The organism is Phyllobacterium sp. 21LDTY02-6, assembly GCF_023554255.2.
Taxonomy (GTDB): domain Bacteria; phylum Pseudomonadota; class Alphaproteobacteria; order Rhizobiales; family Rhizobiaceae; genus Phyllobacterium.
Genome location: NZ_JAMJWD020000004.1, coordinates 272805 through 286780 on the forward strand (window position 1 = coordinate 272805; position 13976 = coordinate 286780).

A 13976-nucleotide genomic window follows, 5' to 3' on the forward strand; every position below is an offset into this window, starting at 1 on the left:
CATTGCACCATCAATCGTTGATTAGTCTGCCCACCTGAATCAGGCAATCGCCGTTCTGGCTCTGCGTGTGCAGGCGTCTGGAAATCACTATGCCGGAAACTGCAAACCGCAACTCTTCTTCGACTTCCGAAAGCTGTTCGAAATTGTGGTACCAGCCCGCGACATCGCCGGCGTCGACTTCGCTGCCGATATCCACCGCCGGTTCGAACCATCCGGTCCGTGTGGCATAGATCGCCTGGTCATGGGAATTGAGGCCGAGCAACCGGGTCTTCTGCGACCGGGAACTGCTGGGCAGAAGAGGCTTCGATGTCAAACCCGAGGCATGGAGGAGGTTGTTGATCGCAAGTGCCGTGATCGACATGGTCTCGGGCGTCACACTGCCGCCACCGCCGAACTCGCCGCTGATCCCGATCGCACCGGCCCTGGCCGCCGCCGCCATCGATGTCGGCGCATCGATGCCATTCCTGGCGATGAAGGCATAGGGCATGCCGAGTGCGTTGAGCAGCGACACCGCCTTGGCGTGGCGCGCTTCGTCCTCGCACTCCTCGATGAGGCCCGTCGGCAGATGCGCCATCGAGGTTCCGCCCGAATGCATATCGAAAACGATATCATAACCGGGGAAGAGTTCCCGCTCGAGAAAATTCGCCATGCGGCTCGTCGGGTTGCCCTCCATGCTGCCCGGAAAGGCACGATTGAGATTGCCGCCGTCCAGCGGCGAGCAGCGGCGTGCGGACATCACTGCCGGCATGTTTGCGAATGGGATGATCGTCAACCTGCCCTTGATATCGGCTGGTTGGACGCTGTGAATAAGGCGCTTGAGGTTTATCTCTCCCTCATATTCGTCGCCGTGGTTTCCAGCCATCAGCAACACCGAGGGGCCATCACCGTTCCGGATCGTGCAGATGGGGGTCCGGACGTGAAAATATGGGGAACGATCGACGGAGAACGGCGCCGAAAGCCAGCCGAACTGCTTGCCCTCGGCGTTGAAGTCGATCGAATGGAATAGTCCGGTATGCATGAAACACCTTATGGTCGCGTCGGTTTTGTCGGGCGCGTATCAATCTCAGTCTGGATGGGACCCGCTGGCCGGCGGGTCCCGGACGCATTCGTATCACATATGCGGAAGGGTCTGCTCTTCCTTGAAGAACGTCATCTGCAGCTTGGCGAGATCGCCATTCATGTTATGGAAGAACAGGAAAGTATTGATCCAGTTCAGGAAATTTTGTTCGCCCTGCTTCACGCCGATATGGGCCGGCGACAAGCGGATGCGATAGGCAATGGCAACGTTCTTGCCGGGATTGTCGTCTGCCACCTTGACTGCAATCGCGCTGTTTTCGGCAAAATACTCAGCCTGTCCGGCCAGGAATGCGGCGATGGCGGATGGGGTGTCTTCAAAGCGAACGAGTTCTGCCTCTGGCGCATTGTCCGTCAGCCACGTATCGAGGGTCGAACCCTTGGCAACGGCAATCTGCTTGCCTGCGAGGCCCGAGACATCTTCTATCTTCTCTCCCTTGCCGCCGAAAACGCCAAGGCTGACGGCAGCGTAAGGCTGGGAGAACATGACCTGCTGGGCGCGCTCCGGCGTCGCACCGGCAGCAGCGATGAGAACGTCGACCTTGTCGGCGAGCAGGCTTGGAACACGGCTTGCGCCGGTCAGCGGGACCATCTCAAGCTCCGCATTGAGATCCTTGGCCATCATGCGCGCCAGCTCGACATCGAGCCCGGTGTCGTTGCCTTCCGCATCCTTGTAGCCCCAAGGTGCCGCGTCGAGCAGGACGCCGACGCGGAGCTTGCCATTTGATGTGATGTCGGCCAGCGTGTCAGCCAGAGCGGGCGTAGCAAGCGCCGCGGCGATGGTGGCCGCGGCAATGATGCGCTTGAACAGTTTCATGTCATTCCCCTTTTGTTGCGATTGGATTTTCTCCACCGGTTACCCTGCGTGGTGACCGATGAAACTCTTTAGTTCCGGCGTTTGCGGATTGGCGAAGAGCGTCTTGGGGTCGCCCTGTTCCCAGACGCGGCCCTGGTGCATGAAGACCAGCTTCGTCGCGACATTGCGGGCAAAGTTCATCTCGTGGGTGACGAGAACCATGGTCATGCCCTGAGCTGCCATTTCCTCCATCACCTTGAGCACTTCACCGACCAGTTCCGGATCGAGCGCCGAGGTTACTTCGTCGAACAGCATCAGATGAGGCGACATTGCCAGGCAGCGGGCAATGGCGACCCGCTGCTGCTGCCCGCCCGAAAGCTGCTCCGGATATGCCTTCAGCTTGTCGGCAAGGCCGACGCGCTCGAGAACCGACAGCGCCAGTTTCCGTGCCCCCTGCTTGTCGGTCTTTCCGGTCAGGATCGGTGCAAGCGTGACGTTCTTTTCGATCGTCATATGGGGGAAGAGATTGAAGGCCTGGAAAACGATGCCAACCTTCTGTCGCATCTGTCTGAGGCCGTCCATTTTCGCGGAAACCGATTGCCCTTCGAGCAGTATCTCACCCGAATTGATCGTTTCGAGCGCATTGATACATCTCAGAAGCGTGCTCTTTCCCGATCCGCTGCGCCCGATAATGGTGACGATCTCACCTTTCTCGACATCGAGCGAAACGCCCTTGAGAACTTCCAGCGTTCCGTAGTTCTTGCGAACATTCTTGATTTCAACGAGCGCCATTGAGCCGCGCCTCCAGGGTCCGGGACCAGGTGGTCAGTGGGAAACAGATGGTGAAGTAGATTGCCGCCACCAGCGTGTAGACGAGAAGCGGCTGAAAGGTCCCGGCGCTGATCATCTGCCCGGCACGGGCCAGTTCGACCAGGCCGACAACGGAAGCGAGCGAGGTGTTCTTGATGAGCTGAACCAGGAACCCGACCGTCGCCGGCAGCGCGATACGAAACGCCTGCGGAGCAATGATATGGACGAATTGCTGTAGCCAGGAAAGGCCGAGGCAGGCGCCCGCCTCCCACTGCGCCTGACGCACGGCCTGAATGCCACCGCGCCAGATGTCGCCGAGAAAGACCGCGGTATAGATCGTATACGCGGCACCGACCGCAACGACGGTTGGCACATCTTTGCCGACAAGCACCGGAATGCCGAAATAGAAGAACATCAGCAGGCCCAGGAGCGGGATGCCCTGGATGAGTTCGATCAGCGCCGTGGCGACAGTGCGCAAAACCGCGGATCCGCTGGTCCGCGCCAGAGCAAGTGCGAGCCCCACGGGCACTCCAAAGGCAAGCGCGATCGCTGCCATGAGGAAAGTCCATTCGAGCGCGGTTGCGAGAAAAAGCAGGTCGGAGAAGGAGAACTGACGCATGGTCTGGACCTATCGGCGCGTTGGCCAGCGGAAGGCTGCCCGCCCGACAAGCGCGAAGGCAATCTTGAAGAGAACAACGAGAGTGAAATAGATGCCGCAAGTCAGCGCATAGACTTCAAAGCTGCGATAGGTGCGACTGTCGATAAAGCCTGCCGCATGGAACAACTCATCGGCAGAAACCTGCGAGGCGATCGAGGTGCCAAGCAACAGCAGCACGAATTGCGACGTGATCGACGGATAGATGTTGCGGATCGCCGGAGGCAGTACGATCCGCGACAAAACCTGCCAGCGGGTAAGGCCGAGGCACAGACCCGCCTCGATCTGGCTGGCCGGAATGGAATTCAGTCCGGATCGCAGGATCTCGCTGGCATAGGCGCCGAAATAGATGGACAAGGCCACGATCGAAGCCTGGATCGGCGAGAACTTCAGGCCGATGGTCGGGGGGACGAAAAAGATGATGAATATCTGCAGCAATGCCGGCGTGTTGCGGATGATCTCGATATAGGTGCGCACGGCGATGCGGGCGGGTTTCGGCCCGCCGCGCAGCACGATCGCACCGATAATCCCGATAATGAGCCCGATCATCGTCGCAGAGACCGTCAGCAACAGCGTCGTCAGAACGCCATCGATGAATTGGTCCGAGTAGCGCCAGAGCGGGCGAAAATTGAAATTAGGCATCGGCCGGTCCTAGTGAAAGAAGGTTCGATAGGATCGCTCGATCCGGCCCGACGCATCGATTCCGTAGAAGACGCGCCAGCGGTCAAAGCAGGTGCAGGGATGCGAGATGCCGAACTCCATGACATCCCCGATCGCAAGCTCGGCGTCATTCCCGAAGGTCACGAATGCGTGCTGGTCATTGAGCTTGCTGACCATTACGGATGAGGCGAGGTCAGCCTCGATCATTCGGCCATCCCGGTAAAGGCGGAGCGCCACGGGCAGATCCTGGTCGAATGACACGTCCCGCATCCCCATGCCGACGATCGCCAGTCCTGATTCCGGAACGGAAATGACCTCTGCCCAGATACGCATGGCAGGCTTGAAAGCCTTGGAGGCGATGAAGGCAAAACCCTCTGGCATCAGCAGCCTGCGAGCGTCAATGGATTCGAATCCGCGCTGATAGACGCCGTGGTCGGCGAAGAATATCGCCCCGCTCCGAAGCAGCAGCGTGGCATTGCCATCGGCATCGCATACGGGGGCAAGAGCTGCGATGACGCGATCGAAATGGATCGAGCCACCGGCTGAAATGACCAGCGCGCGCTCGGGATGCTTCTGCCGGATGATGGCGAAAGTCTCGGCAACAAGATCGAACAGAGCGCCCATGTTCGCATCGAGTACGTCAGACGTTGCTCCGACGACCGAGCCTTCATAGGTCGATACGCCGGCCAGCATGATTTCCGCCCCCGTCGTCGAAAGGGTCTCGACGATCTCGGCGGCAACATCCTTCGTGCGGGCGCCGGTTCGGCCGGCGCCAACTTCGACGAAGACCTTGAACGGGTCGCCCGCGCGACCCGCGAAAGCCTGCACGAGATTGGCCGCCGCCTGTTCGGAATCGACGCAACAGGCGATTTCGGCGTGCGGAAATGCGTCGGCGAGCACACGCAAACGCCGAGCGGATGCCACGCCACCGATCTGGTTGGCAATCAGGACATTCGTCACGCCTGCTCCAAGCAGCACCTCCGCCTGGAAGAGGTCGGCGACAGTTGCGCCCCATGCTCCGGCGCCGACAAGATCGATCGCAATCTCCGGACACATCGGGGTCTTTGCATGCGGCGCCACCTTTGCCCCATAGGCAGATGCAAGCCTCAGAAAATGGTCGCGATTGCTGCGATAGGTCGCCAGATCGACAGTCAAGAGCGGCAGCAAAAGCGAACCATCCGCAGGATTGGCGCCGATGGCATTGGTTTGGGCACCACATTCCGGTCTATCGCCGGATGCCTGCCGAATGGGCGAATTGGGCTGCATTGATTCCGATGGTATCGTTGTCATTGACATTGCTGGTAACATCTGATGGTAACGTTGTCATCCGATTTTTTCAGTGCTGACGGTAAAATCCGGTGTGCGTTGCCGACCAGATCGGAAGAGCGAAGTCCATTGTGATAGCGAAAGGAACATTGACATGACCGATAGAGAACTGATCCGCTATGCCGTCGCCGATGCCCAGGCGGGCGGGCAAAGGCGCCCTTTCGCCAAAGCCGTCCGCGCTGGCGATTTCGTCTATGTTTCTGGCCAGGTCCCCACGGTTGATGGCGAAGTCATCGTCGGCAATATCGTTGCGCAAACGGAACAGGTTATCGCAAATATCATCGACGTGCTGGCGCTTGCCGATTGCACATTGGCCGACGTCGTCAAGGTCAATGTCTGGCTCGACGACGCGCGCGATTTCTCGAGCTTTAACGCCGTGTTCCAGAAATACTTCATCGATCACCCACCGGCGCGTTCCACCGTCCAGTCTCCGATGATGGTCGACGTCAAGGTGGAAATGGACGTGATTGCCTACAAACCGCAGAGATAGCATGCAAAAGCGTGAGCGGCTTCAGCGCCTTGATAAGATCGAACCGCGGTTCCCATCGTTTCTGGGCGCCGGATAGCCCCTGCTCCTTCAGGATAGGCGCTGGTCCACCCTGACTTGGGGATCTACGCCCGCTTACGGTTGCAGCCCTGCGCATTGGGCGGTGTTCCGTATGTGGGTCTCCATCTCGAATTTGGCTTTCGCGCCATTATTCGTCGCCAGCGCCGCAATGATGCGTCGGTGCTCGGCGATCGATGCCTTCATGCGTTCCTGATCTGTCATGGGAATCGGCTGACGTTGCGTTTCTGTCACCTGGTCGCGCACCGTCTCATAGAGCGCCCGCAGCATCGCGTTCGCACAGGCCGAGACGATAATGCCGTGGAACTCGAGATCCGCGTCAACATTGGTCAGAAGATCCTGTCGGGCCCAGCAATCTTCCATGGTTCGCGTCGCCTCCTCCAGTTTTTCCAGCTGGCGTTGGGTGAGCCGGCCAGCCGAGAGCCGCGCGATTTCCCCTTCCAGCAGGATACGGGTCTGAAACACGTCGAAGACGGGATAACTGTCGGAATAACGCCAGGGTGCAATGTCGCCGGAAACGCCGTCGGGATGACCCACGACGAACGTGCCGCGGCCGGGCTCGGTCTTGAGGAGGCCTAGCGTTTCCAAAGTGAGCAATGCTTCCCGAAGCGAGGCCCGACTAATGCCAAATTTTTGCGAAAATTCCCGTTGCGACGGAATCTTTTCCCCTGTTTTCAGGGCTCCGCTGTTGATCATCGTCTGGATTTCACGCGCCACCGATTGTGGGACAAGCGTCTTGTTCAGCATGCGCACTTTTATCCCCCGTCGGCCAGCAATAGGCCCAATCTATTTTTTCAAGGCGACTCTTGCAAATCCGAAGGAGTCGTGTTGTTCTGGCTAAACTGGTCAGACCGGTTCGACCGGAAACCAGAATTAATGAAGTCGCGTTGAAAAATCAAGGGGAACTCATGGCACGCGAATCCACATTCAAGACAACATTTCTTTCGGCTATTTTCGCCGTCGTCGGCGCGATGACTGCGGAGGCTGCCGACCTCACCGTCGGCGCCAATATCGGCAATGTCCCGTGGGAATTTCAGGATGCAGGCGGGAAAGTCGTCGGCTTCGAGGTCGATCTGGTGAACGAGGTCGCAAAGCGTCTTGGCAAGACGGTAGAATTTGTCAACACGCCGTTCAATGGCCTGTTTTCAGCCGTCCAGTCAGGCCGCATCAATATCGCGATCTCTTCGATCACCATTACCGACAAACGCCTGCAATCGGTGACATTTGCGCAGCCGTACTATGACAGCGATCAGTCGCTCACGGTCACGGCGGCTTCGGGCATAGCCGGGCTCAAGGGCATGGAGGGCAAGACCGTTGGCGTCGATACCGGCTCGACGGGCGACATGTGGGTGGAGAGTCAGAAGGAAAGCCTCAAGCTTGGCGAGGTTCGCCGCTTCGAGGGTCTCTCTCCAGCCATGCTCGATCTGGTTGCGGGGCGGGTGGACGGCTATATCAGCGATATTCCGGCGCTGCTGTACTACGTCAAGGACAAGCCTGACCTGAAGGTGGTTGAGCGTATTCCAACCGGTGAAAAATATTCGATGATGTTCAACAAGGGTGACCCTCTCGCCAAAGAGGTCAACGATGTCATCACGACCCTGAAGGGTGAGGGCTTCATCGCAAAGCTGCACGAGACCTGGTTCGGCGCCAAGGCAGAAGACACCACGTCCTCCGTCGTCGTGCTGGATATGCCCGTCGCCAAGTAACGTCACGCTCAGGCGGGGCGCCACTGCCTCGCCGGGTCACCCGGAGCCGGATCGGCATGAATCTGATTAACACCTTCTTCAATGTCGGGGTACTGCTCGACAGCCTGCCCCAACTGCTATGGGGGCTGGTCGTAACTCTCCAGATTGGCATCACCAGCATTCTATGCGGCCTCGCCGCCGGCCTGTTTCTCGCCGTTGCGCGGCTCTATGTGCCGGCTTTCGGCCAGGTTCTCATTCGCATCTATGTCGACATCTTCCGGTCGATACCACTGCTGGTACTGCTGATTATCGTCTATTATGCGCTGCCCTTCGTGGGCATACGCCTGTCACCGTTTCTGTCGGCGGTGACCGCCCTCAGCCTGGTTTCGGCCGCCTACACCGCAGAGATATTCCGCGCCGGCATCGAGGCAATTCCGCACGGGCAGTTTGAGGCATCTGCCGCGCTTGGCCTTTCCAACCGACACACGATGGTCGATGTCATTCTGCCACAGGCAATCCGCATCGTTATCCCACCGCTCACCAACAATTGCATTAACGTGCTCAAGGACACAGCCCTCGCCTCCGTCGTCGCTATGCCGGACCTCCTTAAACAGGCAACGCAGGCCCAGGCGCTGGCAGCCAATCCCACCCCGCTCATCGGGGCTGCGATCTTATACGTGATGCTGCTCTGGCCCATGGTCACAATTGTCGCGAAACTCGAGAAGCATTTCAGCCGGGGGAAGCGATGATGGCCGCCCTGATTTCCATTCGCGGGCTTAAGAAGGCCTTCGGTGACTATACCGTACTGCACGGCATCGATCTCGATATCGCAGAAGGAGAGGTAGTTTGCGTCATCGGGCCATCCGGTTCCGGCAAATCGACGCTAATTCGCTGCATCAACCGCCTTGAACCCTTTGATCCAGATAGCACCATCACGGTGGACGGCATCAAGGTCGAGCAGGGTGTCGCCCTTGCCAAAGTCCGGGCCGAGGTTGGCATGGTGTTTCAGTCGTTCAATCTCTTCCCGCATATGACGGTGCTGAGCAACGTGATGCTGGCGCCAATGCGCGTACGTGGAACGATGCCGGCAGCCGCGGAGCAAAAAGCACGTGACCTGCTCGCGCGTGTTGGCATTTCCGAGCAGGCGGAGAAGTTCCCGGCTCAATTGTCCGGTGGCCAGCAGCAGCGCGTTGCAATCGCCCGCGCCCTGGCCATGGAGCCGAAAGTGCTCCTGTTCGACGAACCGACATCTGCGCTCGACCCGGAGATGGTCGGAGAAGTGCTCGATGTCATGCGCACGCTGGCGGGTAGCGGTGTGACCATGGTGGTAGTGACCCACGAAATGGGCTTTGCCCGGCAGGTTGCTGACCGGGTTATCTTCATGGACGGTGGGCGTATCGTCGAAGAGGGACCGCCCGCACAGATTTTCGACACGCCCCGGCAAGAACGGACTCGCGGCTTTTTGCGCGCCGTTCTCAATCATTGAAAAACAGGCAGATCAAAGGATATCATCATGACCAATGCACAATTGGACCTCGACTTTGTGCGCAGCCAGTTTCCCGGTCTTGATCGCGGCTGGACCTTCTTCGACAACGCCGGCGGATCGCAGATCCTCAAAGGGGCATTGGAGCGCATAAACACGTTCTTGATAGAGAAGAATGTGCAGATCGGCGGTTCCTACGCCGTTTCCCAGGATGCGGCCAAGGCGCTTCATGAGGCGCGTATGGCGGCCATGTATCTCGTCAACGCGCACCGGCCGGAAGAAATCGTGTTCGGCAACTCCACGACGGCACTTCTACAGAATCTCGCGCGTGCAATGGCAAGCCAACTGGCACCGGGGGACGAAATCGTCGTGACGGTCAGCGATCACGAATCCAACATCGGGCCATGGGATAGGCTGCAGGCTGCGGGCGTAATTCTCAAGATCTGGCCGTTAAATGTGCAGACGCTGGCACTGGATATCGCCGATCTTGAGCCTCTGCTCAGCGAGCGGACCAAAATGGTCTGCATCACCCATGCGTCGAACATTCTTGGCTCGATCAATCCGATCCGTAAGATCGCCGACTTTGTCCACGCGCGCGGCATCAAACTGTGCGTCGATGCCGTGGCCTATGCGCCGCACAGGGCAATTGACGTCCAGGCTTTTGACGCTGACTACTATGTCTTCAGCCTCTACAAGACGTTCGGCCCGCACTACGCTGTAATGTATGGAAGATACGACTTGCTGCTGCAGCTCGACACTCTCTATCACTACTTCTACGGCAAGGATAAAGTGCCCGGCAAGCTCGAACCCGGAAACCCGAACTACGAACTGGCCTATTCGACCTGCGGTATTGTCGATTATCTGTGCGAACTTGGCTCGCGCCTCGGGAAAACTGGCGGCACTCGCGAGAAGATTGAAGGCGCCTTCGAAGCGATCACGCAGCAGGAAGATGCGCTCACAGAAAGGCTGCTCTCCTATCTGCGATCACGCAACGACTGTCGGATAATTGGGCAGCCGTTCAACCGCGATAGCCAGCGCGTGGCAACGATTTCGTTCCGCTTCGACGGGCGTGATGCAGCTGAAATCTGCAAAGCGATCGATGAAGAGAAGATCGCCGTTCGGTTCGGCGATTTCCACTCCCGCCGTCTCGCCGAATACCTGGCTATTACAGATCGGGGCGGCGTGCTGCGCGTTTCGATGGTGCACTATAACACCCTCGAGGAGGTAGACCGTCTGACCGCTGCGCTGGATCGCATCCTGTCTGCCGGCGACGGGACAGATACGGAACTCCATCGTGCCGGATGAGAAACCGCTACATTGAGGCCGGCTCAATTCATCCGTTTAGAACGCCTGCAGCGTCAAGTGCGTCAGCAAGCGCGGCCCTCTCGGCGGGATCGAGCACCGCTATGGGTATTCTCGACGTGACAGACTGGAGCCGGCCGAGAATCTGAAGGCAAGTCTTGATCCTCAAAGCCGCGAGATGGCCCGGCGCACCGTAGATCGTACGCCCGAGACGGTAAAGCCGGTCGTGAATCTGGCGGCCGGTCGAAAGATCTCCCCGGATGACGGCTCGATCGAGCTCAACGATCATCTCGGGAACCACCGCTGCAAGGCTGACAAGGCTCCCTTCGCTTCCGATCGCAAAGCAGGGAAAGAGATGCTCGTCGCCCGATGCCATGACAGCGACATCCGGCCGCAACTGCCGGGAAAGCCTTCGTGTGGCGTCATAGGCGGCGGTTTCCCAGCTCCCCTCCTTTATTCCCACGACGCTCTCGATTTCCAGCAGTCGCGCCAAAACCCTCTCGGAGAACGCCGTCTTGCCGGCACTGACCGAACCCTGGAACAGGAACAGCGGCAGACCACTTGCCTGCGCAACCGCGCGGTGATGCTCCACCACCAGACGCTCGTCGGCGCCAAGCGCCCATGAAAATGGTGGAAACACCATCACCGCGTCGGCCCCGGCGCGGGCGGCATCCGCAGCCATTGCAGCAGCGATGTCGGTGCGCTCGCAATTGATCCCGGCAACGACCAGACTGTCGCCGCACACAGCCCTCGCCGTTTCGATGACGAGCACACTCTCGGCCCGGTCGAGTGCCAGATTTTCGCCGGCATGGCCATTGACGAGCAGACCTCGCATCCCATCCGTGCCGGATACGAACGCCAGGTGCGCTGCGAGCTGGTCCGTGTCAATCTCACCGTCGCCGATCATCGGACATATGGTCGAGGCAAACACGCCACCGAACGCGTGGCTTCGTTCCGCTGTCTGCACCATGGCGCTTCCTGTACTTTCCTGGCATTGGATGTCCGGCATGTCAGTTGCCCACATATTCGCTGACACCGCGCGAGATAATCTGACCATGGCCCGGTTCTCCAAGCACCTGTCCATCGCGGTAGACGAGTTTGCCACGGACAAAGGTAGCAACCGGCCAGCCCTTGACCTCGAAACCTTCCCACGGGGTGTAGTCTGCGCCGTGATGCAGGATCTCCTGTCGCAGCGTCTCCTTGCGATTCGGATCCCAGAGGCAAATGTCGGCGTCAAAACCAATGCCGATCGAGCCCTTGCGCGGATAGAGCCCATACATGCGGGCATGGTTGGTCGCCGACAGAGCAACGAAAGCCTGTGGCGTGATCCGCCCTTTCGATATGCCTTCCGAAAACAGGATGGGCAGCCGCGTCTCTACACCGGGTATGCCATTCGGCACCCAGCGGAACGAGGACCGGGCCTTGGGATTGAGCTTGCCTTGCGGTGAATCGTATCGGAAGGGGCAATGATCCGATGAAAATGTCTGGAACACGCCCTGCGACAGGCCTTCCCAGATCGCCTTCTGGCTCATCACATCGCGAGGTGGCGGCGAGCACACATATTTGGCGCCCTCCATATCGAGTCCATCGAGGTCTTCCGCGGTAAGCGTAATGTATTGCGGGCAGGTCTCGGCATAGACCTTGAGACCCCGCTGCTGTGCCCAGCGCACCTGTTCCATGGCCTCGGCGCCCGAGACATGGACGATCATGATCGGGACATCGACCAGTTGTGCATGGCTGATCGCGCGGTGTGCTGCTTCGCGCTCGACGACTTCAGGGCGCGAGACGGCATGGTAGAACGGCGCAACCTTGCCCTCCTGTTCCAGGCGTTCGGCCAGGAAGCGGATGGTATCGTAGCCCTCGCAATGGACCATGACGAGTGCTTTCTCGCGTCGCGCAACGTCGAAGACGGCCAGCAATTCGCGATCGTTGAGCACGAGGTCGTCATAGGTCATGAAGACCTTGAACGAGGTATATCCGTCTTTCACCAGCGCCGGCAGTTCCTGGCCGAGCACCGCTGGCGTCGGATCGGAAATGATGAGATGAAAACTCGTATCGATGAAACACTGGTTCTCCGCCAGCTTGCGGTAGTCCTCGACAGATTGCCGCAGCGACTGGCCGCGCTTCTGCAGCGCGAAGGACATGACGGTGGAATTGCCCCCTGCCGCCGCCGAGGCGGTCGCGGAAGCGAAGTCATCCGCCATAACGATATCGGGCCCGGAATCCTGGGCGATATGCACGTGACTGTCGATGCCCCCGGGCATGACCCAGAGGCCTTCGGCATCGATTTCCTGCCGCGCACCGGTGATCTCGTTCGAGATGGCGACGATCCGGCCATCGGCAATACCGACGTCGCCCCTGTACATGTCGCTCGCAGTGACGATCGTCCCGCCGCGGATCGCAAGATCCAATTCGCTCATGGCACACTCCCCGTTGTCTATCCAGTTTACTCAGATGCGTTCGAAGGCAATCGATTGGGCGCCTTCCCACAAAACCTTGGTTCCGATGTTGATCAGGCGTTCCTGCCCTTCAATGATCGTCAGAAAGTGGTTGCCGGCGAGCTGCCCCGCCATGCTGGCGAAATTGACCCGGCCATAGGCCAGCAGAATTTCCGTTTCACTGACGCCGCCGGGATAAAGAATGATTTCACCGGGCGACGGATAGCTCGTGGCGTTCTCGAAGGGAACATCGAAATTCATGTCGCCCAGCGGCATCCAGACCCCCTGCCCACTCCAGCGCACATGAATGACGCGTTCGGCAAACGGCAATCGGGACAGGAAACTCCCGCAAGTGGCGGGCGCCTTTTCCATTTCCAGCCGGGCGGGAAACACCTCTCCGGCAATGGTGATCTTCAATTCGGTCAAGATATTCTTCCTTGTTCCAACAGATGTCGGGTCGCTCTGGCGCAGTCGGTCGCTGCGTCGGTCAGCAGGTTGATTTCGTTGGTTGCGACGATCAATCCGGCGCCGAGCGAGATGGCATGCGAGGACAGCAACGCGGCCGGCACGCCCATGACCCCGAACTCCTTGCCTCCCCTTGTGGCGGCCGCAGCCACCCGCGCAAAAGCGCCGATGACCTCCGGGTGCGTGAGATCGGCGGTATGGCCGAGGGACTGGGCAAGATCCTGCGAACCAATGATCAGTCCGTCCAGGCCATCGATTGCGCCAATGTCCTCGACGTCCGCCAGCGCCTGCGCGCTTTCGATCATGGCGTAAATCCTGAACTCGCGCTCGCAAGCCTCGATCAGATCCGTTGCCGGTACCGGCCGGAAAGACGCTGCGATCACCGGGCTCGGCAGCGACCGGTTGCCTTTCGGCGGAAACCTCAGCCTGTCGACGATCGCTCGCGCCTCGGCCAGACTATCGACATGCGGGACGATGATGGCCTGAGCGCCGCAATCTGCGGCCCGCGTGAGGTGGTCGGAGGATCCCTTCGGCACCCGCACATGAACGGGAAAACCAGACATGCGGCCCGTAACGCAAAGGGTCGCCACCTCGCCGAGAGACATGGCGCCATGTTCCATGTCGGCGACCAGGAAATCGAAGCCCGCCTCGCGGGCAACCGCCAGGATCTCAACGCTTCGAAACACGCAGGCGGCCATGCCGAGCGCTACACTCATC

16 protein-coding genes are annotated in these 13976 nt (G+C 59.3%); 5 read left to right on the forward strand and 11 right to left on the reverse strand.

Annotated elements, in window-relative coordinates:
• Positions 1–10: 10 nt before the first annotated feature.
• The 6 genes from M8997_RS15425 to M8997_RS15450 all read right to left on the reverse strand — a co-directional run bounded on the left by M8997_RS15425 (position 11) and on the right by M8997_RS15450 (position 5285).
• Positions 11–1018 (reverse strand): succinylglutamate desuccinylase/aspartoacylase family protein, encoded by a 1008-nt coding sequence (locus M8997_RS15425; RefSeq protein WP_250015005.1) that lies wholly within the window; start codon positions 1016–1018, stop codon positions 11–13.
• 93 nt (positions 1019–1111) lie between these two features.
• Positions 1112–1891, reverse strand: a complete 780-nt coding sequence (locus M8997_RS15430) for a transporter substrate-binding domain-containing protein (RefSeq protein WP_250015007.1) — start codon at positions 1889–1891, stop codon at positions 1112–1114.
• 39 nt (positions 1892–1930) lie between these two features.
• The gene (locus tag M8997_RS15435; RefSeq protein WP_250015010.1) at positions 1931–2662 is read right to left on the reverse strand and encodes an amino acid ABC transporter ATP-binding protein; all 732 of its coding nucleotides are present in this window, start codon (positions 2660–2662) and stop codon (positions 1931–1933) included.
• A complete protein-coding gene (locus tag M8997_RS15440; RefSeq protein ID WP_250015012.1) occupies positions 2649–3299 on the reverse strand; it encodes an amino acid ABC transporter permease in 651 nt (216 codons plus the stop codon). Before M8997_RS15440 ends, M8997_RS15435 begins: the two co-directional genes overlap by 14 nt.
• A 9-nt stretch (positions 3300–3308) precedes the next feature.
• Positions 3309–3977, reverse strand: a complete 669-nt coding sequence (locus M8997_RS15445) for an amino acid ABC transporter permease (RefSeq protein WP_250015014.1) — start codon at positions 3975–3977, stop codon at positions 3309–3311.
• Between the two features lie 9 nt (positions 3978–3986).
• Positions 3987–5285, reverse strand: coding sequence for an amino acid deaminase (locus M8997_RS15450; protein WP_250015016.1), 1299 nt, complete (start codon positions 5283–5285; stop codon positions 3987–3989).
• Between the two features lie 130 nt (positions 5286–5415).
• Here M8997_RS15450 and M8997_RS15455 point away from each other — a divergent pair, with 130 nt between their 5' ends.
• Positions 5416–5811: a RidA family protein gene (locus M8997_RS15455; RefSeq protein WP_250015018.1), complete on the forward strand. Its 396-nt coding sequence runs from the start codon at positions 5416–5418 to the stop codon at positions 5809–5811.
• 132 nt (positions 5812–5943) lie between these two features.
• Here M8997_RS15455 and M8997_RS15460 read toward each other — a convergent pair whose 3' ends face one another.
• The gene (locus M8997_RS15460) at positions 5944–6633 is read right to left on the reverse strand and encodes a FadR/GntR family transcriptional regulator (protein WP_250015020.1); all 690 of its coding nucleotides are present in this window, start codon (positions 6631–6633) and stop codon (positions 5944–5946) included.
• A gap of 161 nt (positions 6634–6794) precedes the next feature.
• Between M8997_RS15460 and M8997_RS15465 the strand changes: the two genes are divergently transcribed.
• Genes M8997_RS15465 through M8997_RS15480 form a run of 4 tightly spaced genes read left to right on the forward strand, consistent with a single transcriptional unit; the run spans position 6795 to position 10359 of the window.
• The gene (locus M8997_RS15465; RefSeq protein WP_250015022.1) at positions 6795–7592 is read left to right on the forward strand and encodes a transporter substrate-binding domain-containing protein; all 798 of its coding nucleotides are present in this window, start codon (positions 6795–6797) and stop codon (positions 7590–7592) included.
• A gap of 56 nt (positions 7593–7648) precedes the next feature.
• Complete coding sequence (locus M8997_RS15470; protein WP_250015025.1) at positions 7649–8320, forward strand: amino acid ABC transporter permease; 672 nt, start codon at positions 7649–7651, stop codon at positions 8318–8320.
• Positions 8320–9057: an amino acid ABC transporter ATP-binding protein gene (locus M8997_RS15475; RefSeq protein ID WP_305884375.1), complete on the forward strand. Its 738-nt coding sequence runs from the start codon at positions 8320–8322 to the stop codon at positions 9055–9057. The genes M8997_RS15470 and M8997_RS15475 overlap by 1 nt, the downstream gene beginning before the upstream one ends.
• Before the next feature lie 24 nt (positions 9058–9081).
• Positions 9082–10359, forward strand: coding sequence for a cysteine desulfurase-like protein (locus M8997_RS15480; RefSeq protein WP_250015451.1), 1278 nt, complete (start codon positions 9082–9084; stop codon positions 10357–10359).
• A 28-nt stretch (positions 10360–10387) separates the two neighbouring features.
• Here M8997_RS15480 and M8997_RS15485 read toward each other — a convergent pair whose 3' ends face one another.
• Genes M8997_RS15485 through M8997_RS15500 form a run of 4 tightly spaced genes read right to left on the reverse strand, consistent with a single transcriptional unit; the run spans position 10388 to position 13975 of the window.
• Positions 10388–11326: a dihydrodipicolinate synthase family protein gene (locus M8997_RS15485; RefSeq protein WP_250015027.1), complete on the reverse strand. Its 939-nt coding sequence runs from the start codon at positions 11324–11326 to the stop codon at positions 10388–10390.
• A gap of 40 nt (positions 11327–11366) precedes the next feature.
• Positions 11367–12776, reverse strand: coding sequence for a dihydropyrimidinase (gene hydA, locus M8997_RS15490; RefSeq protein ID WP_250015029.1), 1410 nt, complete (start codon positions 12774–12776; stop codon positions 11367–11369).
• 30 nt (positions 12777–12806) lie between these two features.
• Positions 12807–13220, reverse strand: a complete 414-nt coding sequence (locus tag M8997_RS15495) for a DUF3830 family protein (protein ID WP_256473325.1) — start codon at positions 13218–13220, stop codon at positions 12807–12809.
• Positions 13217–13975: an HpcH/HpaI aldolase/citrate lyase family protein gene (locus M8997_RS15500; protein WP_250015031.1), complete on the reverse strand. Its 759-nt coding sequence runs from the start codon at positions 13973–13975 to the stop codon at positions 13217–13219. Before M8997_RS15500 ends, M8997_RS15495 begins: the two co-directional genes overlap by 4 nt.
• Between the last annotated feature and the right edge of the window lies 1 nt (position 13976).

What these genes read in the sequence shown, in the direction of transcription:
- hydA (WP_250015029.1), bottom strand. Translation starts at nt 12,776, where the DNA reads ATGAGCGAATTGGATCTTGCGATCCGCGGCGGGACGATCGTCACTGCG.
- M8997_RS15430 (WP_250015007.1), bottom strand. Translation starts at nt 1,891, where the DNA reads ATGAAACTGTTCAAGCGCATCATTGCCGCGGCCACCATCGCCGCGGCG.
- M8997_RS15435 (WP_250015010.1), bottom strand. Translation starts at nt 2,662, where the DNA reads ATGGCGCTCGTTGAAATCAAGAATGTTCGCAAGAACTACGGAACGCTG.
- M8997_RS15455 (WP_250015018.1), top strand. Translation starts at nt 5,416, where the DNA reads ATGACCGATAGAGAACTGATCCGCTATGCCGTCGCCGATGCCCAGGCG.
- M8997_RS15445 (WP_250015014.1), bottom strand. Translation starts at nt 3,977, where the DNA reads ATGCCTAATTTCAATTTTCGCCCGCTCTGGCGCTACTCGGACCAATTC.
- M8997_RS15470 (WP_250015025.1), top strand. Translation starts at nt 7,649, where the DNA reads ATGAATCTGATTAACACCTTCTTCAATGTCGGGGTACTGCTCGACAGC.
- M8997_RS15460 (WP_250015020.1), bottom strand. Translation starts at nt 6,633, where the DNA reads ATGCTGAACAAGACGCTTGTCCCACAATCGGTGGCGCGTGAAATCCAG.
- M8997_RS15465 (WP_250015022.1), top strand. Translation starts at nt 6,795, where the DNA reads ATGGCACGCGAATCCACATTCAAGACAACATTTCTTTCGGCTATTTTC.
- M8997_RS15475 (WP_305884375.1), top strand. Translation starts at nt 8,320, where the DNA reads ATGGCCGCCCTGATTTCCATTCGCGGGCTTAAGAAGGCCTTCGGTGAC.
- M8997_RS15500 (WP_250015031.1), bottom strand. Translation starts at nt 13,975, where the DNA reads ATGAGTGTAGCGCTCGGCATGGCCGCCTGCGTGTTTCGAAGCGTTGAG.
- M8997_RS15485 (WP_250015027.1), bottom strand. Translation starts at nt 11,326, where the DNA reads ATGGTGCAGACAGCGGAACGAAGCCACGCGTTCGGTGGCGTGTTTGCC.
- M8997_RS15440 (WP_250015012.1), bottom strand. Translation starts at nt 3,299, where the DNA reads ATGCGTCAGTTCTCCTTCTCCGACCTGCTTTTTCTCGCAACCGCGCTC.
- M8997_RS15425 (WP_250015005.1), bottom strand. Translation starts at nt 1,018, where the DNA reads ATGCATACCGGACTATTCCATTCGATCGACTTCAACGCCGAGGGCAAG.
- M8997_RS15450 (WP_250015016.1), bottom strand. Translation starts at nt 5,285, where the DNA reads ATGACAACGATACCATCGGAATCAATGCAGCCCAATTCGCCCATTCGG.